General features: G+C 67.9%; 18 protein-coding genes. 4 read left to right on the top strand and 14 right to left on the bottom strand.

Annotation, left to right across the window (positions count from 1 at the left end):
* Window positions 1–72: 72 nt before the first annotated feature.
* From RWX87_RS00200 to RWX87_RS00140, 13 genes are all read right to left on the bottom strand, one after another.
* Window positions 73–1140 carry an aspartate-semialdehyde dehydrogenase gene (locus RWX87_RS00200; protein ID WP_314685750.1) on the bottom strand — a complete coding sequence of 356 codons (1068 nt, stop codon included), beginning with the start codon at window positions 1138–1140 and terminating at the stop codon, window positions 73–75.
* A 67-nt stretch (window positions 1141–1207) separates the two neighbouring features.
* Window positions 1208–1798 (bottom strand): ACT domain-containing protein, encoded by a 591-nt coding sequence (locus RWX87_RS00195; RefSeq protein ID WP_314685749.1) that lies wholly within the window; start codon window positions 1796–1798, stop codon window positions 1208–1210.
* A 110-nt stretch (window positions 1799–1908) separates the two neighbouring features.
* Window positions 1909–2673, bottom strand: a complete 765-nt coding sequence (locus RWX87_RS00190; protein ID WP_314685821.1) for an aspartate kinase — start codon at window positions 2671–2673, stop codon at window positions 1909–1911.
* A gap of 81 nt (window positions 2674–2754) precedes the next feature.
* Window positions 2755–3357: a recombination mediator RecR gene (gene recR / locus RWX87_RS00185; protein WP_314685748.1), complete on the bottom strand. Its 603-nt coding sequence runs from the start codon at window positions 3355–3357 to the stop codon at window positions 2755–2757.
* Window positions 3358–3424: 67 nt separating this feature from the next.
* Window positions 3425–5926, bottom strand: coding sequence for a DNA polymerase III subunit gamma/tau (gene dnaX, locus RWX87_RS00180; RefSeq protein WP_314685747.1), 2502 nt, complete (start codon window positions 5924–5926; stop codon window positions 3425–3427).
* Window positions 5927–5949: 23 nt separating this feature from the next.
* Complete coding sequence (locus tag RWX87_RS00175; protein WP_314685746.1) at window positions 5950–7011, bottom strand: diacylglycerol kinase family protein; 1062 nt, start codon at window positions 7009–7011, stop codon at window positions 5950–5952.
* Between the two features lie 34 nt (window positions 7012–7045).
* Window positions 7046–7411 (bottom strand): Rv3654c family TadE-like protein, encoded by a 366-nt coding sequence (locus tag RWX87_RS00170; RefSeq protein ID WP_314685745.1) that lies wholly within the window; start codon window positions 7409–7411, stop codon window positions 7046–7048.
* Complete coding sequence (locus RWX87_RS00165; protein ID WP_314685744.1) at window positions 7408–7842, bottom strand: pilus assembly protein; 435 nt, start codon at window positions 7840–7842, stop codon at window positions 7408–7410. Before RWX87_RS00165 ends, RWX87_RS00170 begins: the two co-directional genes overlap by 4 nt.
* The gene (locus RWX87_RS00160; protein WP_314685820.1) at window positions 7842–8096 is read right to left on the bottom strand and encodes a DUF4244 domain-containing protein; all 255 of its coding nucleotides are present in this window, start codon (window positions 8094–8096) and stop codon (window positions 7842–7844) included. The genes RWX87_RS00165 and RWX87_RS00160 overlap by 1 nt, the downstream gene beginning before the upstream one ends.
* A gap of 186 nt (window positions 8097–8282) precedes the next feature.
* Window positions 8283–8849, bottom strand: a complete 567-nt coding sequence (locus RWX87_RS00155; RefSeq protein WP_314685743.1) for a type II secretion system F family protein — start codon at window positions 8847–8849, stop codon at window positions 8283–8285.
* Between the two features lie 14 nt (window positions 8850–8863).
* A complete protein-coding gene (locus RWX87_RS00150; RefSeq protein ID WP_314685742.1) occupies window positions 8864–9397 on the bottom strand; it encodes a hypothetical protein in 534 nt (177 codons plus the stop codon).
* Between the two features lie 249 nt (window positions 9398–9646).
* Window positions 9647–10666, bottom strand: a complete 1020-nt coding sequence (locus RWX87_RS00145; protein ID WP_314685741.1) for an ATPase, T2SS/T4P/T4SS family — start codon at window positions 10664–10666, stop codon at window positions 9647–9649.
* A complete protein-coding gene (locus RWX87_RS00140) occupies window positions 10663–11478 on the bottom strand; it encodes a hypothetical protein (RefSeq protein ID WP_314685740.1) in 816 nt (271 codons plus the stop codon). Before RWX87_RS00140 ends, RWX87_RS00145 begins: the two co-directional genes overlap by 4 nt.
* A 753-nt stretch (window positions 11479–12231) precedes the next feature.
* Here RWX87_RS00140 and RWX87_RS00135 point away from each other — a divergent pair.
* From RWX87_RS00135 to upp, 4 genes are all read left to right on the top strand, one after another.
* Window positions 12232–14469 (top strand): RNA degradosome polyphosphate kinase, encoded by a 2238-nt coding sequence (locus RWX87_RS00135; protein WP_314685739.1) that lies wholly within the window; start codon window positions 12232–12234, stop codon window positions 14467–14469.
* Between the two features lie 157 nt (window positions 14470–14626).
* On the top strand, window positions 14627–15784 hold the full coding sequence (locus RWX87_RS00130; protein WP_314685738.1) for a histidine phosphatase family protein: 1158 nt from the start codon (window positions 14627–14629) through the stop codon (window positions 15782–15784).
* A 94-nt stretch (window positions 15785–15878) separates the two neighbouring features.
* On the top strand, window positions 15879–16478 hold the full coding sequence (locus RWX87_RS00125) for a hypothetical protein (RefSeq protein ID WP_314685819.1): 600 nt from the start codon (window positions 15879–15881) through the stop codon (window positions 16476–16478).
* Between the two features lie 335 nt (window positions 16479–16813).
* A complete protein-coding gene (gene upp / locus RWX87_RS00120; protein ID WP_314685737.1) occupies window positions 16814–17452 on the top strand; it encodes a uracil phosphoribosyltransferase in 639 nt (212 codons plus the stop codon).
* Between the two features lie 54 nt (window positions 17453–17506).
* Here upp and RWX87_RS00115 read toward each other — a convergent pair whose 3' ends face one another.
* The gene (locus tag RWX87_RS00115) at window positions 17507–18574 is read right to left on the bottom strand and encodes a glycerophosphodiester phosphodiesterase family protein (protein ID WP_399552259.1); all 1068 of its coding nucleotides are present in this window, start codon (window positions 18572–18574) and stop codon (window positions 17507–17509) included.
* Between the last annotated feature and the right edge of the window lie 55 nt (window positions 18575–18629).

The following is an 18629-nucleotide window of genomic DNA, read 5'->3' as shown; positions in this document are numbered from 1 at the left end:
GATTGGCCACGTTCAGCGCTCCCCCGCTCCGGGGCCATGACTGCGAATGCGGCCGTTCTAAGGCCCCCGGAGTCAGACCCGATCCGCGAAGTGCTTGCGCACGATGATCTCCGCCAGCTCCACGGCGTTGAGTGCGGCGCCCTTGCGCAGGTTGTCGTTGGCGATGAACATCGCCAGCCCCTTGCGGCCCTCGACGGCCTGGTCCTGGCGGATGCGACCGACGAAGCTCGGGTCGCGGCCGGCCGCGAGCTGCGGCGTGGGGATGTCGTCGAGCTCAACGCCAGGCGCCGTCGACAGCACCGCACGAGCCATATCCGGAGTGACGTCCTTCTCGAACTCGGCGTTCACGCTCATGCCATGAGCGGTGAAAACACCCACGCGCACGCAGGTGCAGGAGGCCGCCAGATGGGGCAGGTGCAGGATCTTGCGGCTTTCGTTGCGCAGCTTCTGCTCCTCGTCGGTCTCCTCGGAGCCGTCGGAGACGATGGCGCCGATGAAGGGGACGACGTTGAAGGCGATGGTCCGGACGACCTTGGTCGGCTTGGGGAAGTCGATGGCCGAGCCGTCGAACACAAGCCTGTCCGCCCCCTGGTCGAGGGCGGCCTTTGCCTCGTTCATGAGCTGCAGGGCGCCGGCGCGCCCGGCGCCGGAGACCGCCTGATAGGAGCTGACGATAAGACGCCTCAGACCAAACGCGTCCGAGAGCGGCTTGAGCGCCGGCATGCAGGCCATCGTCGTGCAGTTCGGGTTGGCGACGATGCGCCCTGGGACGTCATCAAGGTCGTCCGGATTGACCTCGGCCACCACCAGCGGCACGTCGTCGTGCATGCGCCATTGCGAGGAGTTGTCGACGACGTAGGCGCCGGCCGCGGCGAACCGCGGTGCCCACACCTTCGAGGTGCCACCGCCGGCCGAGAAGACGGCGATGTCGATGTCCGACAGATCGGCCTTCTCGACGTCCTCGACGACGATTCCATGGCCACGCCAGTCAAGCACCGTGCCGGCCGACCTCGAGGAGGCGAGGAACCGCAGATCCCGGACGGGGAAGTCCCGCTCGTCCAGAACGCGACGCATCACCATGCCGACCTGCCCGGTGGCCCCCAGGACGGCGACGTTCACTCCATGATCATGAATCCGCATGTCTCACTCCTGCCTGACGAACACTTCCGATGCCGATTCCCGAGCCCCGCCGGCGAGCGCGGCGCCCCTAGCGGCCCGTCCCACCGTAGACCACGGCCTCCACTTGGTTGGAGTCCAGACCATACGCGGTATGCAGCGCCCGGACGGCCTCATCCAAATCGTCCAGAGCCACCAGCGCGGCGATGCGAATCTCGGAAGTGGAGATCATGAGGACGTTGATGCCCTTCTCGCTGAGTGCCGTGAAGAACCTCGCCGCCAGACCTGAATGCGTCTTCATGCCGACGCCGACGACGGCGACCTTCCCGACATTGGGGTTGACGACGCATAGCCTGTAGTGCAGGTCGTCACGATGGGCCTCAAGGACCTCCTGGGCTCTGCGGGCCGAGGATTCGGGGACGGTGAAGGAGATGTCCGCCGTGCCGGTGGACGCCCCCGCCTGGACGATCATGTCGACGTTGATGTCGGCGTCGGCCAGCCCCTCGAACACGCGGGCGGCCATCCCCGGCTCGTCGGGAACCCCGCGCACGGTGATGAGACTTTCGCTGCGGTCGTGAGCCACGCCGGAAATCACCGGCGCCTCCGGTCCGAGATCCGGGAAGAGCTCGCCCATGGAGGCGTCCCCCCTTCCGTCGCGTCCGGCATCGTCCCTGTCGCTCATCGCAGTCCTCTCCTTTGGAAAATCATCGCTGATGGTCATCGTCCATCCCTATCGTCCATCGCGTCCGCGCATCGTTCCCCTGCAGCCGGCGCCTCCGGCGAACCGTCGGCTCAGCCGACGTTGGGCAAGGTCGCGGAATCGACCCCGTCCGGAAGCACAAGAGTCCCTGGCCGGCGGGAGAAGGAGCTTCTCACATGCAGGGGCATACGGAAGCGCTGGGCGTACTCGACGCAGCGCAGCGCCAGAACCTTGGACCCGCAGGAGGCCATCTCGAGGATCTCGTCGTAGCCGATGCTGGGGATGCGCCGTGCGGTGGGGACGATGCGCGGATCGGCAGTGAAGACGCCGTCCACGTCCGTGTAGATCTCACAGACGTCTGCGGCGAGCGCCACGGCGAGCGCCACGGCGGAGGTGTCGGAGCCACCACGTCCGAGGGTCGTGGGGTCGCCCCCCTCGTTGATGCCCTGGAACCCCGCGACGATCGCCACATGGCCCGCCTCCAGGGAACGGCGGACGCGGTCGGGCCGCACGGCCTTGATATGCGCGGCGCCGAACCGCGCGTCCGTCATGAACCCCGCCTGGGATCCGGTGAAGGAGTCGGCCTGGGAGCCCGCGGCATGGATCGCCATGGCCAGCAGACTCATGGATATGCGCTCGCCCGCGGTCATGAGCATGTCCATTTCACGCGCGGGGGGATTCGAGTCGATGCTCATGGCCTGGTCGATGAGATCGTCGGTGGTGTCGCCCATGGCCGAGACCACGACGGCCACGTCGTTGCCGGCCTTGCGGGTCTCGACGATGCGCCGGGCCACGCGCTTGATGGAATCCGTGTCGGCGACCGACGACCCGCCGTACTTCTGCACGATGAGAGCCACGACCATCCATCCTTCCGTCGGAATGTCGCTACGAACTATCCCACGCGGGCGGGACGATGCGCCGTGAGCGGGAATGCGGGTTCAGACCGCGCGTCGGCCTTCGAGCGCGCGTCCCAGCGTCACCTCGTCGGCGTATTCGAGGTCGCCGCCCACGGGCAGACCGCTCGCCAGCCTCGTCACGGTGACTCCCAGCGGGGAAAGCAGACGGGCGAGATAGGAGGTGGTCGCCTCCCCCTCGATGTTCGGGTCCAGAGCGAGGATGACCTCGGTCACCGAGCCGTCACCGAGGCGGGCGAGAAGCCCGGTGATGGACAGATCCGCGGGTCCCACCCCCGCCATGGGGTCGATGGCGCCACCGAGGACGTGGTACACCCCGTGGTATTCCCGGGTGCGTTCGATGCTCATCACGTCCTTGGGCTCCTCCACCACGCAGATGGTGGCGTGGTCACGCCGGGGATCCGCGCATACGGGGCAGGGCGAGGATTCGCAGATGTTGCCGCAGACATCGCAGAAGCGCACCTTCGTCGTCACCTCGACGATGGCGTCCGCCAGGTCATGCGCCTCCCCTTTGCCGGCACCCAGCAGGTAGAAGGCGATGCGCTGGGCGCCCTTCGGACCTATTCCCGGCAGCCGGGACAGGGCCTCGACAAGCCGCTGAATCGATCCTCCGTACGTCGCCGCCATGGCATTCCTCCCTTTCGATTCCCATGTTCGCATCCCCGCCCATGCGGAGTCGTCGGCCGCGGCCGGCTCAGACGGTCGGTCCGGCGTCCCCGCCGGAGCCGGAGTTCGCAGGGAGGGAATCCGTCGTCGACGGATTCCCCGGATTCATCGGATTGCGTGGGTCGTCGTCCTCGTAGCGTTCGATCCGTTGCACGCCGAACATCCTTGACAGCTCCTCAAGGCTCATTTCGGAAGCATCGTCCAGCGACCTGTCATCCAGGGAGTAGTCGTCCTCCCCAGGAGGCTCGGGATCGGGAATGTCTTCCTGGGGCTCGGAACCGGGCTCGGGTTCCTCGGCGAAGCCGGGCCCCGGCGAGGACCATCCGCGTCCCCGTGGCGAAGGAACGACCGCTCCGGGTCGGGGCGTCGCCTCCGCGCGACGGGGGTCTCCATGGTGGGGCCTCGAAGAGTCCGAGTGCTCGTCTGCCGCTCCATCGGGATTGTCGGAACGGCCGAACTCAGTCATTCGGCTCCTCGCGCCGGGGGACGACGTCGCGGCCTTCCCGAACGACCCGGCCGGACCGGGGACGATATGATTCGTCTCCCCCGCTCCCACCGCTCCAGCCGATGAGGTGGGGACGGGCATGAACCAGGCGTCCATCTCCTCCTGATCCACGGCGTCCACGGATGAGGTGAGAGGAGAGGGTCCTCGATGGACGGGAACGTCATCGCCATCGGGGGTCTGCCCCTCGTCGGAGGACCGGCTTCCGCCCTCATGCGCGGAAGGGGCGGGACGGACGCCCGTCGCCGCATGGTCGTCGGCGCGCCGCCCATGGGCGGCCACGGTCAGATTCCCCGCGGCCTGACGGGCGCGGTCCAGGGCGATCTGCTGCTTGATGCGGCTGAGCTCCTCCGGCGGCATGCGTGTGGTCTTCTCGACCTTCTCGCCGTTCGCCGCGACGGGGGTCGGCGCGATGGTCATGCGGTCGCCGAAGACGGCCCGCACGCCGTCAAGCACGATGTGCGCGGCCTTCACGCCCCCCGGTGCCACCGCCAGCGCGAAGGCATGCTGGCTGAGCGCGCAATCGAAGGTCATCGCCAGAACGCCGTCCCCCGAAGGCCGGGAGGACAGCGAGACCCGCGGGACGTGATGACGGTCGACATAGCCGCCGATATCCCCCGGAAGCGCCGACACCACGGCGTCCCAGCGGCCATCGACGTCATCCGGCGGCGTCTGCGCCGGATCGGCCTGCGATGCACCGGGGGCATCCGACGCGGCCACCGCCGACGGGGTCGCGGGCGAGGCAGAGACGGGCGCCGTCTCTCCGCTCGCGTCCGCGGAGGCGGCCGCGTGGCCTGACGCCCGGGCAGACGTCTGCGCTGGCGGGACCACGGAGTGGCGTCGGGAGGCACCGACGAATCCGCCGCCGGAAACGCTCTCCTCCCCCTTCTCCGGTGCGGCGCCGGACGCCGGCGACGCTTCCCCACGCCGGCTGGAGAGCAGCCGCGCCGCCAGCAGTTCGAGCTTCATCCTCGGCGAGACGGTTCCGACCATGCCGGCGATCGCGGCGTCGAGCATGCCGGCCAGAGCCGCCCAGTCGTCCAGCCCCAGCGCACCCGCCTGACGACGCAGCTCGTCCAGCCCCTGGCCATCCGTCTCATCGCCCAGCGCCCGTTCGGCCTCGGGGCCCCCCAGCCGCAGGACGAGAAGGTCACGGACACGCGCCAGCAGATCGCCGACGAAGCGCCGAGGATCGAACCCTCCCGCCACCACCTTCTCGACGACGTCGTAGAGAGCCGAGCCGTCGGAGGCGATCACCGCGTCCACCGCCCGCCCGATGAGAGGATCGGGGGTGAATCCGAGAAGCGCCACGGCCGAATCCCTGTCGACGGACCCCCCACTGGCGCCGGCCATGAGCTGGTCGAGCACGGACAGCGTGTCGCGGACGGAGCCTGCTCCCGCCCGCATGACCATCCGCATCACGCCGGCGTCACAGGTGATTCCCTCCCTGTCGCAGATGCCTCTGAGATACGGCCCCATGACCTCCGGCGGCACGAGCCGGAAGGGATAGTGGTGCGTCCGCGAGCGGATGGTGCCGATGACCTTGTCGGGCTCGGTGGTCGCGAAGATGAACATCACATGCTCGGGAGGCTCCTCGACGATCTTGAGCAAGGCGTTGAAGCCCTGCTGGGTGACCATATGGGCCTCATCGAGAATGAAGATCTTGAAGCGGTCCCGGGCCGGGGCGAAGCCGGCGCGCTCGCGCAGTTCCCTGGCGTCGTCCACCCCGTTGTGGCTGGCCGCGTCGATCTCCACCACGTCCAGGGATCCCGGTCCCCCCGTCGCCAGGTCCCGGCAGCTGTCGCATTCGCCGCAGGGATGCGAGGTCGGCCCTTTGGCGCAGTTCGCGCAGCGCGCCAGGATCCGCGCGGAACTGGTCTTCCCGCATCCCCGGGGGCCGGAGAACAGGTAGGCATGCGTCAGCCTGCCTTCGTCAAGCGCCCTGCTCAGGGGAACCGTCACCTGGTCCTGGCCGATCACCTCGGCGAAGGTGTCCGGCCGATACCGCCTATACAGTGCAAGTGCCATATGCCCAACCTACCTTCGTCACGCTATCTCGCGCGTCGTTCGCGCCCCTCGGCGAAGCGCGGCGACGAGGCGGTCCGCGACCCATGCGGCGTGGGGGGCACCAGCAGGCGAAGCGCGGCGGGTTCCGCGTTCACCGTCACGGGAAGCCATCCCAGTCTCTCCCCGTCGGCCATAAGCACCGGCGGTTCGTCTCCGCCGTGCGAACGGGTGATCCGCACCTCGCGAACGCGACGCCAGTGGAACAGCCCCGTCTCCGGCAGACGGCCGTCATAGACGTGACGGAGCGCACCAAGGACCTCGATGAGCCGCGGCATGTGATCCAGCCACAGCACCTCGAGCAGGCCGTCGTCGATGCGGGAATACGGCGACACCTCGATTCCGCCGCCGATGTGCCGGGAGTCCGCGACGGTGAGCAAAGGCGACATGATGTCGCCCTCCTCCAGGCTCCCGTCCTCACGCTCCATGCGCAGGTGATAGCCGTACCGCCGCATCCTCGTCACCTCGACGAGCACGGCGGCGAGATAGCGCAGCGACCCTCCCGGCAGTCTCGAGCGGTTGGCACGGTCGTTGATGGCCGCGTCAAGACCACAGGAAAGCATCCCGACGTACCGGCGGAGGACGCCACCGCCGGGCCCTTCGCGTCGGCTCACCGCGGCCACGTCCACCGCGACGGCGGAGCCGGCCCGCAGTGCGCGCACGATTCCACGCACCGACCGCGCCACGTCGTTGCGAGGCAGGGACATCCCGCGGGCGAAATCGTTGCCGGAGCCCACCGCGATGATTCCCAGGGGCACATCCGTTCCCGCCACCGCGTTGACGCCCAGGGAGACCATGCCGTCCCCTCCGACGACGACCAGCGCGACATCGGGCCGATGGCTCGCCCCGACCCCGGAACCGCGGAGGAACCGCCGGACGCTGGCCAGCGATTCCCCGTAGTCCTTCCCGGTCAGATCCCGCACGATGAAGTCCTCGCGCTCGCCGGCCCGACGCAGAAGCCCCACGGCATGCCTCCACGACCGGACGGCTCCGCCGTTGTTCGACGCGGGATTCCCCACCAGGGCCACCACGCCATGAGAAACGCTCATACCGTCACGATAACGCCCGACAAGTCCACCCCGCTCACTCGCACTCCCTGGGACCTGCCCGCGCCGACCTGTCGACGTCAGGAAGCGCCCGCATCCCCGGGAACGCCGTCACGGTGACGATGACGTCCTCGCCATCCAGATGGCAGCCGGTCACTCGCACTCCATAGTGATCGGCCACTCCGCGCGCCGCGGAGCAGGGGTCATCCGACCCGGTCAGGCGCGCGGTGGCCGCCGCCAGAGCCGCCATATCGGCCGCGGACGTCGCCGTCGAGGATGCGCCGAGCAGATTCGCGGCACAGGCCACGACGGACAGCAGCACCCCTCCCGCCATGAGGACGACGAGGGCGAGAACGGTGCCCGAACCTCTCTGGGAGGCATCGGCCCCACGGATCGGCATCATCCGGCCGCCCTCGATTCCTCCGCCGGCGAAGCATCATCGTCGCTTCGCGACGCCTCATCCGCGATGTCCACCGAAGGGCCGAGGCCATAGGCATGCCCCTTGACAGTGGCGGGCAGAACCCCCAGAGGCCCCGGAAGGGAGGGGCATGTCGTCACCACGACGAATCCGGTGCCGTCACGGGTCACGAGGACGGTGGCTCCCTCCCCCGCCATGCGGCTGACCATGGCGTCCGCGTCAACGGATAATCCCGATATGGCCAGCTCCCTGGCGACCGCCGACGCCGCATCCTGGCATCCCAGGGATCTCACCACCACCCCCGTCAGGGACAGCGCCAGAAGCATGAGAACGACGACCGCGGGGAGGGCCACGGCGAACTCCGCCGTCACCGCTCCCCGCGACCGCTTCTCATTCGTGGCCCTGACGCCGCGCATCACACGTTCAGGGCCTTCTTGACGATTCCCGTCAGAAGAGTCTTCACGCTGTCGGATTTGAGGACGAGGGCGAGAAGACCGGCGAATCCGGTCGCCGCCACAAGCACCACGGCGTATTCCGCAGTGGCCGCGCCGCGCTCACCTCCATCATCCCCGATCCGGAGCCGGAGCCACGCATCGGCCAGGCGCACACGTTCATGCATCTGGCCGATCGCGTTCCGGAGCCTTTCCATCATTCCCGTTTCCGACGGCATCCGACCCCCGGAAAGCATCGCGTCCATTCCCGTCATATCCATCACTTCCTTCGTCCGTTCCTGATTCATCGGGCGGCACCAGTGTCGCGTCCCTCCGCCTCGCCCCGGCGATGGGGAACGAGGTGTGGTTGCATGGGCCGGCGACGCCGGCGTTCGCGACATCCGGCCACATCCCCGCAACCGCCGTCAGGCCGAGAACGGCGCCGCCACAAGAGGGATGACGGCGACGCAGATGAAGGCCGGAAGCATGCACAGTCCGACGGGCAGCAGAATCCGCACGGACAGTCCCGCGGCCCCGCGTTCGATCCGGGCGCGCTCCTCGGCATCCGCCCTGTCGATGGCCAGACGCAGACCCGTCATCGGCGATGAGCCATGCGTCCAGGCGTCCTCAAGAGCGTCCCTCACCATCATCGCCGTCCGCGGCACCCGAGCGACCGAACGCCGGCGATGCCCGCCGATGCCGTCCAGGGCCGACGACCAGGCCTCGGACCAGCGCCATCCCTCCTCCAGTTTCATGGCGACGGCACGAAGAACGGTCCCCAGTTCTCCCTCACAGAACGTCCCGACCAGGGCCAGCGCTCGGGTGACGGACGCCCCCTGGCCGACCACGGCGGCGACCAGGGCAAGGACCAGCGTGCACGACGGCTCCACCGCCGCTTCCTTCAGACCCGCCACGGGACGTCGCGCGCAGACGGCGTCGAAAAGAACGACCAGACACCCAAGCACGGCGATGATGACCATCTCAGCGCCCATCGGAGGCGACTCCATCAGCGTTCGCCCCCAGCCTCATCCTCTGTCTCCGCGTCGAATGATCGGAGAATCGCCACCACCCACGCCACGCCCAGCGCATAGAGCACGCCGCCCACGGCAAGGCAGATCCGGCCTGCGGACGTCATGACGAGGAAACGGACCGCCTGCGACCCCAGAAGACCTCCCCCCGCCAGCACCAGCAGGGGAAGAGCCGCCAGCAGACCGGCGGTGGCCCGGGGAAGAGCCAGCGCATTCCCCCGAAGAGCATCCGCTGTACGGGCCCGATGCATATCCTCCATCACCGCGTCCAAGCAGACCGATAACGGGCATCCGCTTCGCGCCGAAAGCCGCGATGCCATGTCGATCCCCTGCGCGGCCCTCCTGGCGACGGCAAGCCCCTCGCCGGCGCCGAGGCGGGTCGAAAGCCGCTCCTCCAGACGGGCGCGCCCGGAACGCACCCCAAGGGGGATGCCTAGGGTCTGAGACAGAACGTCATCAGGTCTTCCGCCAGCCGCGATACGCGACCGGAGCATATCGACGAGAACCGACACGCCACGGACCGTCGTCGCCGACCTACTCCTCGAACCGCCGGCACTCCCGACGCCAGGCGGACGCCGCGTCCCGCGACGGCCCCGCAGCGTCAGAGCGACGCCGATCACGACGCATCCCCATGCCATCGGCATCATCACCATCATCACGTCTTCCCTCCTCCTCAAGCCCCGCCCCACGGAGACGCCTCGTGGGACCGCTCCCGAACGATTCCGGAACGCAGATGTCCATCCTCCCGGATCCGACCCGATCTACCGTGACGCGCGGGCGCCCGTCGAGGCCGTGGCCCAGCGGTCCACGAAGGACTCCCATCCCCGACCGGTCGTGACGTAGGAGCCCTCGGACAGCAGCACCAGGCTCTCGCCCGCCAGGGCTCCGGCACGCGCCCCCAGAACACCGACGGCGGTGATGCGCCGCACCCCGCCGATCCTGTCGACATGCACGACGGCGTCGAAGGACTGGGCCCCCAGCATCGTCAGCGTCCCGGGATCCATGCCGGCCAGAAGGCCAAGAGCGATGAGGCGCCGCCCGACGCCTTCCACGTCCGGAGCATGGATGGTCGTCATGCCGCCGCGATGACCGCTGCCGAAAGCCCTGAGGAGATCGCCGATCTCGGCCCCACGGCATTCGCCGACGACGATCCGGTCAGGACGCATGCGCAGCGTCGCGCGCACCAGCCGCGACAGATCGATACCCCCGGCCCCTTCCACGTTCGGCTCCCGGCAAGCCAGAGAGACATGGTCCTCGACGCCGATATCCCCCAGCTCACGCACCTCCTCCACCGTGACCACCCTCTCCGTGTCCGGACATTCACGCAGCAGCGCACGCAGCAGGGTCGTCTTGCCGGACCCCGTAGGACCGGCGACAAGAAGGTTCGCGCGGCCGGCGACCAGTCCGCGCAGCAGAGGAAGCCACGGGACGGGCATCATCCCTCGGGCCGCCAGCTCCTCCAGGTCAGGCGCACGACTCGACTGCATCCTCAGGCAGATGGACGCCCCGCAGGGAACCAGCGGCTCGATGACCGCGTTGATGCGGATTCCCTCGGCGGACGAGCCATCCGCGATGGGACAGGCATCGTCCAGCCTGCAGTTCATCTGGGCGCACAGACGAACGGCGTAGTCCCTCAGCGCCTGAGCGGTGCGGAACGGACGCACGGACGTCTCGCGCACCATGCCTGAGCCGCGGTCCACCCAGACGACGCCGTCAGGCGTCACCGCCACATCGCTCACGCCCGGCTGACGCACGACGTCCTCAAGCGGCCCGAACCTCATCCTCGCCTCCTCCTCTCGCCTCCCCGTCGGGTGACTGCGCCGCGGTCGGACATCCCTCGCCTCCGCACGACGTCCACAAGACCGGACAGAGCCCCTCGCATCGATCTGGGGACCGAGGACGCGCCCAGACCCGACAGCAGATCCGAGCACAGCGCCGGATGCATGGGCACGGGCCCCAGGATCTCCGTGCCGAGATATTCGCAGGCCTGCGGCAGGGGCACCATTCCCCTCGAGCCCTTCATCCCCCGGGGCTGCATGCCGACCACGGCATCCGGGGGGCGTCTCATCCCCCCGAGAATCCCTCTCGCCCGAGCGAGTCCCGGAACGGAGAGCTCGACGACAAGGAGCCTCGTCATTCTCTCGATCCCCATCACGGCCGCCAGACCTCCCATGACGGCACCGCGCATAGCCCGGCCGACGTCGACGACGACGTCGGACTCGGATGCCAGCGCGAGAACCACGTCGACGACGTCCTCGACGGAAGGGCAGCCCTCCTCGCCCTGTCTCAGGGACAGAACCGGCACGCCGTCCCACCGCGGCAGCCCCGCCATCAGCGAGCGGGGGTCAGGAATGCCGGAGGGGACGTCCAGATCATGCCAGCGGAGCCCGCGGTCGTTCTCCACGCCCAGCAGCACGTCGAGACCCCCCGCTTCGAGGTCCGCATCAACAAGGACGCTGGAATGCCCGCGCCGCACGAACTCCCGTGCGACGAGGGACGTCAGCGCGCTGAGCCCGACGCCACCGGAGGCCGCCGACAGCAGAATGGGGGAACCGGCGCCCGGAGGAGGACTCGGCGGAAGATCTGCGGCCATGCGACACCCCGTTCCCTACGCCTCGTCCCATATCTCCTCACAGCACTGACGGACGCAGCGAACTCCATCCGTCGTGACGATGCCGGAGCACCCGGGAAGGGCCGCCTGTCATCGCGTCTCCAGACCACCGTTCCGCGGCGGGGAAGGCAAGGACGGGAACGTGTTGTGGTCGATGCGGGTAGGCAGGGGACCGGGAAGGGCGGAGATGAGAGGAAAAAAGGAGGCCCGCCGTAGCGGGCCTCCCTGCAGGCATCAGCTCGGGTGGAATCTCTGCACAACACCATTGTTGCAACGGCAAGTCTTCGCAATGCCCGTCCAACAGATGATCCTCGTGACCATGCACCTTTGTGGGCTTCCACCTCTTGAATTGTGCCTGCACTCTGATTATCCCTCGATCCGCCCGATTCACAAGCCGCAGACGGCTGTTGTGCGCAACTTTCCCTTTCTGTTCGCTATCTATTCCTCCGAGCCGATGGATGAGCGTTCCTGTGGGGGAAAAACGACGGATGTGTGCGATGGTGTGCATCTCGTCGGCATACGCGGCGTGTCGCGGAACCCCTGGGAAGCGCAGGCGAACCGCCCTGACACGCACGCGACCGCGATCGGAGGCGACCGAGGTCCGGCGTCGACGCCACGGAACCGGATGCACGCCCATGGCCCGGGAGGCCACCGGGAACGTCCATGTGTAAACAGCATCTGAATTTCCGCGGGTCGACGCCGACCCGGGACCCGTTTCGACCTAAAGTGAAGACCATGGCACAGATCTTTGACGCACCCTCGAAGGCTCTTCTGCGCAGCCAGATCGCCGAGCACATCGCCGAAACCGACAAGGCGGACAGACGCGACGCTCCAGAGGACGAGCAACCGCTGCCCGCGGACAGGTTCTTCGACCGCGAGCTCAGCTGGCTGAAATTCAACAAGCGCGTGCTCGAGCTCGCCCAGGACGAGGACGTCCCGCTGCTCGAGCGGGCGAACTTCGCCGCGATCTTCGCCTCCAACCTCGACGAGTTCTTCATGGTCCGCGTCGCCGGACTCAAGCGGCGGATCGACTCGGGCATCGCCGTCACCGCCGCCTCGGGGCTGAGCCCGCGCCAGCAGCTGCACGCCATCAGCGAGCAGGCCCATCGCCTTCAGGAGGAGCACGCCCGCTACGTCATCGACCACATCCTGCCTGAACTGACGAAGCAGCATATCGTGCTGCTCAGCTGGGACAAGCTCACCACCGCCGAGCAGGAGAGGCTGTCGCGCTACTACCGCCAGCAGGTCTTCCCCGTGCTCACGCCGCTGGCCGTGGATCCGGCGCACCCCTTCCCCTACATATCCGGCAACTCCCTCAACCTCGCCGTTCTCGTGGAGAACCCCACCTCCGGCAAATCCCATTTCGCCCGCGTGAAGATCCCCGGCAACCTCAACAGGCTCGTTCCCGTCGACGATCTGACGGACGAGGAGGGCCGCGAGGAGCGCTACGGCTTCATCACCATGGAGAACCTCATCATCTCCCATCTGGAGACGCTGTTCCCCGGCATGATCATCAAGGAGGCGCGGTCCTTCCGGCTGACTCGCAACGAGGACATCGACGTCGAGGAGGACGACGCCGAGAACCTCCTCAACGCCATGGAGAAGGAGCTGCTCCGCCGCCGCTTCGGGCCTCCGATCCGCCTTGAGATCTCCGAGCAGACCAGCCCGTTCCTCTCCCAGCTGCTCGCGGGCCAGCTCGGCATCAGCGCCGACGAGGTGTACCGTCTGCCCACGCCGCTGGACATGACCGTGCTGTTCGAGCTGCAGGGCATCGACCGACCCGACCTCAAATACAAGCCCTTCATTCCGACCACCAACCGGCAGATCGCCGAGGTCGAGTCCAGCCGCGCACAGGACATCTTCGCCGCCATCCGCGAGCGCGACATCCTGCTGCATCATCCCTACGACTCCTTCTCGACCTCCGTGCAGGCCTTCCTCGCCCAGGCCGCGGCCGACCCCAGGGTGCTGGCGATCAAGCAGACCCTGTACCGGACCTCAAGCAATTCGCCGATCATCGACGCCCTCGTCGACGCCGCCCACGCGGGCAAGCAGGTCCTGGCCCTGGTGGAGATCAAGGCACGCTTCGACGAGGACGCGAACATCGCCTGGGCCCGCAAGCTCGAACGGGCCGGCGTGCATGTCGTCTACGGCATCGTGGGACTCAAGACGCACTGCAAGCTCTCCCTCGTCGTGCGTCAGGAGGCCGACGGGCTGCGCCGCTACTGCCATGTGGGAACCGGGAACTACAACCCGAAGACCGCACGGCTGTACACCGACCTCGGCCTGCTCACCTGCGACCCGGTCGTGGGGCAGGACCTCACGCGCCTCTTCAACCAGCTGTCCGGATACGCCCCCAAGTCGAGCTTCCATCGCCTCCTCGTCGCCCCTCGCACCGTGCGCACCGGTCTCATCCAGCGCATCCGCCGCGAGGAGGCCGCAGCACGGGCCGGCAAGGATGCCTGGATTCGCTTCAAGGCGAATTCCATCGTCGACGAGAAGACCATCGACGCCCTGTACCACGCCAGCCAGGCCGGGGTCCGCGTGGACATCGTGGAACGCGGCATCTGCGCGCTCAAGCCCGGCATCCCCGGACTCAGCGAAAGCATCCGCGTGCGCTCCATCCTCGGCCGCTTCCTCGAGCACAGCCGCATATACGCCTTCGCCAACTCCGACGGCCCGCAAATCGGCGAGGGGCCGGCCTCGGGCCCCGAAGTGTGGATCGGGTCGGCCGACCTTATGCACCGCAACCTCGACCGACGCGTCGAGGCCCTGGTCCGCATCACCGCACCAGAGCAGGTCGACGAGCTCATCAAATACATCGACCTGCAGATGGCCGACACCACGGTGTCCTGGCATATGAACGCCGACGGCGGCTACGAGCGCCATTCCAGGGACGGGGAAGGACGCCCGCTCGTGGACAGCCAGGACTACCTCATGCGCAAGCATCAGCGTCGACCCCATGCGGCGAACTGAGCCGAGATGACGCGGAATCGTCCGGATAGTGACGGCCGGCCCGCAGGCGGGTTGTCATCATCCGCATAGGGCCTACGCCGGGAACCCCGTTGCATCCCAGGAACGGCGAGAGGGACGCAGCCCCGCAGTCCCCATGCCGGAGGGAAGGAGGACCGCAATGAGACATATCGTCGAGGCCGCCGGAGGGATCGTCTACCGTCGCGGTCATCGCTCGGCGCAGGGCGTGGACGGATCGCGGGAGACGGATGCGGGCGACATGCCCGATCGGACGGCCCCTGCCGAACCGGTCACGATTTCCGCCACCGACGGGGACGGCGGGGGTGCGGCCGGAGACCAGGGTGAAAAGCCCGAAGATCACGACGTCGAGGTTTGCCTGGTCCATCGTCCCGCATACGACGACTGGAGCTGGCCGAAGGGCAAGCTGGAACCCAACGAGTCCCACCGTCATGCCGCCGTCCGCGAGATCGGCGAGGAGACGGGATGCGACGTGAGACTGGCCGCCGGCATCGGAGAGATCGAATATCCTCTGGACTCCGAAGGCCGCACATCGAAGTCACTCCGACATTCCTCCTCGACCAAGCACATCCGCTACTGGATGGCCCCCCTTATCGACGACGAGGACAGACGACGCCGCAGCAGGGCCCTGGGACCCATCCTTGCGGCGGATGAAGGGGAGATCGATCGCAGGTTATGGCTTCCCCTACGCCAGGCGAGACGCAGGTTGTCACATCCCACCGACCGCGCGATCCTCGACCAGTTCGTCGACCGCCTGGAGGAGGGGGGCGGCGGGGCCACGCTTATCATCGTCCGACATGCCAAGGCCGAGCCGCGGAAGCTCTGGCAGGGCACCGACGCGGGACGGCCGATCACCCCGAAGGGGGCGGCGGCGGCCTACGCCCTTAACCGCGAGCTCGCCTGCTTCGCCCCCACGCGCCTCGTCTCATCCCCCTGGACCCGATGCCTGGAAACCCTCGAGGTGTTCTCATGGCAGACGGGCATGCCAATCGACATCGCGCCGGAACTCACCGAGGAGGCCTTCGCCGCGGATCCGGAGCGGGCCTGGCAGGTTGTGCGTGGACGGGTGACGGAATGCGTCCGGGACTCCTCGGCCACCGTCATCTGCATGCACCGTCCCGTCATCGGAGCGATGTTCGCCCATCTGCGGCCGATGTGCGCATCGAAGACCCTCGCGTCCCAGCTTCCCGGCTCCTCGCCGTATATGCCCACCGGTTCGGCAATGGTTCTCTGCTTCTCGAACGACGCCGACCATCCCACCATCATCGACATCCAGAGAGCAGGCGCGATTGTCTACTGATTCGATCATCCCCTCCTCCGCCTCCGCGGGAACCGGAGGGGCGTCCTTCTCACCGCCGCGGCTCGGATCGCAGCGTCCGTCACGACCGGGACAGATGAAGTCCGGGCTTCTCGACCATCTGGCAGGAGGCCCCGATCCTCAGGCGGTTCACGAGATGGGTCATCTCTCCGCGGCGGCGCTCCTCGACCGTGTGCATCACAGCACGGATCCCGTCATCGTCCGGCGCGTGCTCACCCTGGTGGATACGGAAGGCGTCGACCTCATCGCCCAGCTGTGGAGCGACTGCGAATCCGATTCGCTGCCCGGAATCCTCTGGAGGCTGTATCTTCTGCGCTCCTGGATGAGGAGGGACGGCGAGCGCATCGCCTCCCTGTGGAACGCCGTGGAGCCGCGGGTGACGGCGGCCTCGGCGATAGCCGGCCTCGACCAGGCGCCATCGGCGGCGGACATCGCCCGGACGGCCGATTCGATCCTGTCCGGCGCGTTCACCGGCGACTTCGCCGTGGCGCTGGACCGCGCGGCCGCGTTCACCCAGGTCATCGCCGCGGGATTGCGACGGGAGGCCTCGCTCAGCCGCACGGGATCGGACCCCGACGGCAAGGCCCGTCTGCTGCATGCCGCCGGGAACCTCCGTTCGACGTCCTCGGTCTTCCGGCATGGAGCCTCTCTCTGGCGCAGCAGACAACTCGAATAGCCGTTCTCAGGACGCCCGCGTCCACGGCCATCCCCACCGCGCACGCCGATAAGCCCATTCCCCCTGTTCGTCCGGGACCGCCCCCCCATATGGCAGTGACCTCACGACCACACGCCCTATGCCGCGCATGGCGGCGGGGTCCACGGGATATACTGGCGAGGACGTCGGGTCATGCTTAAGCCCCGGGCTCCATTTGTTGCCGCTGCGAGCGGCGTTTGCGCCGACAGGCGCTTTCGTGGCTCGGCGTCCCACTCTTCCGGTCCACCCGTCCACGCGCCACCGACCGCGCGACGCCCCGCGTCCGATTCGATATCCGGAAGGCCTAGTCTGGAGGCATGGAACTTCACGTCCTCAACCACCCGCTGGTGGAGCACAAGCTCACCGTCCTGCGCGACAGGAGCACCCCCTCAAACATCTTCCGCGAGCTCGTGTCGGAACTCGTCACCCTCGAGGCCTACGAGGCGACCCGGAACCTTGACGTGGTCGACAAACCCATCGAAACCCCCATCTGTCCCATGATCGGCAAGAAGCTCGCCGAGCCCAAGCCCATGGTCGTCCCGGTGCTGCGCGCCGGGCTCGGCATGCTCGACGGCATGACGCGGCTGCTGCCCACCGCCGAGGTCGGATTCCTCGGCATGCGCCGGGACGAGGCCACCCTCGACATCATCACCTACGCCAACCGGCTGCCCGAGGACCTCACGGGCCGGCAGTGCTTCCTGCTCGACCCCATGCTCGCCACCGGCGGCACGCTGGTTGCGGCCACCCACTACCTGGCCGAACGAGGAGCCAAGGACGTCACGGCGATCAACATCATCGCGGCGCCCGAAGGCCTGGAAAGGCTGAAGCGGGACATCGACCCCTCCATCGATTTCAAGGTGGTGGTCTGCGCCGTGGACGCGAGCCTCAACGAACACGCCTACATCGTCCCGGGACTCGGAGACGCCGGCGACCGCCTCTACGGCGTCATCGACTGACGGCGTCCATCGCTCCGACGCCTTCCACGTCATCGTCCCGAGGCCTGTGGCCCGCTACTCCTGCGGCGGAACGAAGGCTTCGATGATGTGCCTGTCGAACCAGGAGGCGCACGTCGCCAGCTCCTCGGGGCTGCGCACCGTCCAGGAAACCGTGGTGGCGCCGAGGCGTCGGGCAAGAACGACTGACGGGTCGTTGCCGCCCACCCAGTCGTAGGCGATGAAGTCGGGGCGGGACACCCAGTCGAACGCCAGAAGCCCCGCAGCCCAGACCGAGATCCCCTCACGCCGCAGGTCCCCCCGACAGGAGAGCTGCCCCCGGTTCACCTCGGGACGATGACGGCGATACCAGCCCATGGCCTTCGGATGGAAGGACTCCACGACGTAGGGTCCCTCGTAGGCGCGCAGCAGGGCGTCGCCCTTCTGCATCAGCAGTTCGCAGCGATCGGACCACCGTGTGTTGTCGGTGAACTTGTATTCCACGATCAGCGGAACCCGTCCGGCCACCAGGGCGAGGACGTCGGAAAACAGCGGAACATGCTGGAGGGTCCCCGTCGCCACCGCCCTCCCCGTCGTCGACAAGGCCCTGTCGTGCGACGAGGCGACGGCGTCCCCGAAGACGGACGGCCCGGGGAACAGCGGGATGGCGGACAGCTCGTCATAGGTCAGGTCGGCCACCCGGCGCGGATCCGCGGCGACGCGACGAAGATCCGGGTCATGGACGACGACGACCTGGTCGTCGGCGGTGAGCTGGAGGTCGAGTTCGATGCCGTATCCTGCCTCGCAGGCGCCGGCGAAGGCGGCCAGGGAGTTCTCCGGCGCGATGGGCGCATCGTCATCGTCCGCAGCCGCGCCATATCCGGCCTGCATGGCCATCCTGCGCGCAAGGGCGACATATTCGGCGCTGCCGGACGCGTACCGGGGAGTCAGCCCCGATCCCGCGTCATGAAGACCGCGATGCGCGTACCACGCCTGGGGAACCTCCGGCACGCCCTGACGCCCGCGGTTCTCCGGAAGACGCGGTGCGATCGCCCACACGGCCGCGCCCCCTGCCATCGCCGCACCCGCCAGAAGACGATGAACGAACCCGTTCCTCCCATGTGACCTCTGTCCAGCTCCGCTCATGACGATCCTTTCTCTACGATCATGCCGCATGGCCACTCACGATGGCCCGGCCTTT

The sequence above is a fragment of the uncultured Bifidobacterium sp. genome (assembly GCF_963540075.1).
GTDB lineage: Bacteria > Actinomycetota > Actinomycetes > Actinomycetales > Bifidobacteriaceae > Bifidobacterium.
The sequence above is the reverse complement of the archived record's forward strand: the minus strand, read 5'-3'. Positions and strand labels throughout refer to the sequence as shown.

Bases quoted from the DNA above. Each gene is read 5' to 3' on its own strand.
- dnaX (WP_314685747.1), bottom strand. From the start codon at position 5,926: ATGGCACTTGCACTGTATAGGCGGTATCGGCCGGACACCTTCGCCGAG.
- RWX87_RS00195 (WP_314685749.1), bottom strand. From the start codon at position 1,798: ATGAGCGACAGGGACGATGCCGGACGCGACGGAAGGGGGGACGCCTCC.
- RWX87_RS00170 (WP_314685745.1), bottom strand. From the start codon at position 7,411: ATGATGCCGATCCGTGGGGCCGATGCCTCCCAGAGAGGTTCGGGCACC.
- RWX87_RS00140 (WP_314685740.1), bottom strand. From the start codon at position 11,478: ATGGCCGCAGATCTTCCGCCGAGTCCTCCTCCGGGCGCCGGTTCCCCC.
- RWX87_RS00165 (WP_314685744.1), bottom strand. From the start codon at position 7,842: ATGCGCGGCGTCAGGGCCACGAATGAGAAGCGGTCGCGGGGAGCGGTG.
- RWX87_RS00135 (WP_314685739.1), top strand. From the start codon at position 12,232: ATGGCACAGATCTTTGACGCACCCTCGAAGGCTCTTCTGCGCAGCCAG.
- RWX87_RS00125 (WP_314685819.1), top strand. From the start codon at position 15,879: ATGAAGTCCGGGCTTCTCGACCATCTGGCAGGAGGCCCCGATCCTCAG.
- RWX87_RS00145 (WP_314685741.1), bottom strand. From the start codon at position 10,666: ATGAGGTTCGGGCCGCTTGAGGACGTCGTGCGTCAGCCGGGCGTGAGC.
- RWX87_RS00155 (WP_314685743.1), bottom strand. From the start codon at position 8,849: ATGGGCGCTGAGATGGTCATCATCGCCGTGCTTGGGTGTCTGGTCGTT.
- RWX87_RS00160 (WP_314685820.1), bottom strand. From the start codon at position 8,096: ATGCCGTCGGAAACGGGAATGATGGAAAGGCTCCGGAACGCGATCGGC.
- RWX87_RS00115 (WP_399552259.1), bottom strand. From the start codon at position 18,574: ATGAGCGGAGCTGGACAGAGGTCACATGGGAGGAACGGGTTCGTTCAT.
- RWX87_RS00175 (WP_314685746.1), bottom strand. From the start codon at position 7,011: ATGAGCGTTTCTCATGGCGTGGTGGCCCTGGTGGGGAATCCCGCGTCG.
- upp (WP_314685737.1), top strand. From the start codon at position 16,814: ATGGAACTTCACGTCCTCAACCACCCGCTGGTGGAGCACAAGCTCACC.
- RWX87_RS00130 (WP_314685738.1), top strand. From the start codon at position 14,627: ATGAGACATATCGTCGAGGCCGCCGGAGGGATCGTCTACCGTCGCGGT.
- recR (WP_314685748.1), bottom strand. From the start codon at position 3,357: ATGGCGGCGACGTACGGAGGATCGATTCAGCGGCTTGTCGAGGCCCTG.
- RWX87_RS00200 (WP_314685750.1), bottom strand. From the start codon at position 1,140: ATGCGGATTCATGATCATGGAGTGAACGTCGCCGTCCTGGGGGCCACC.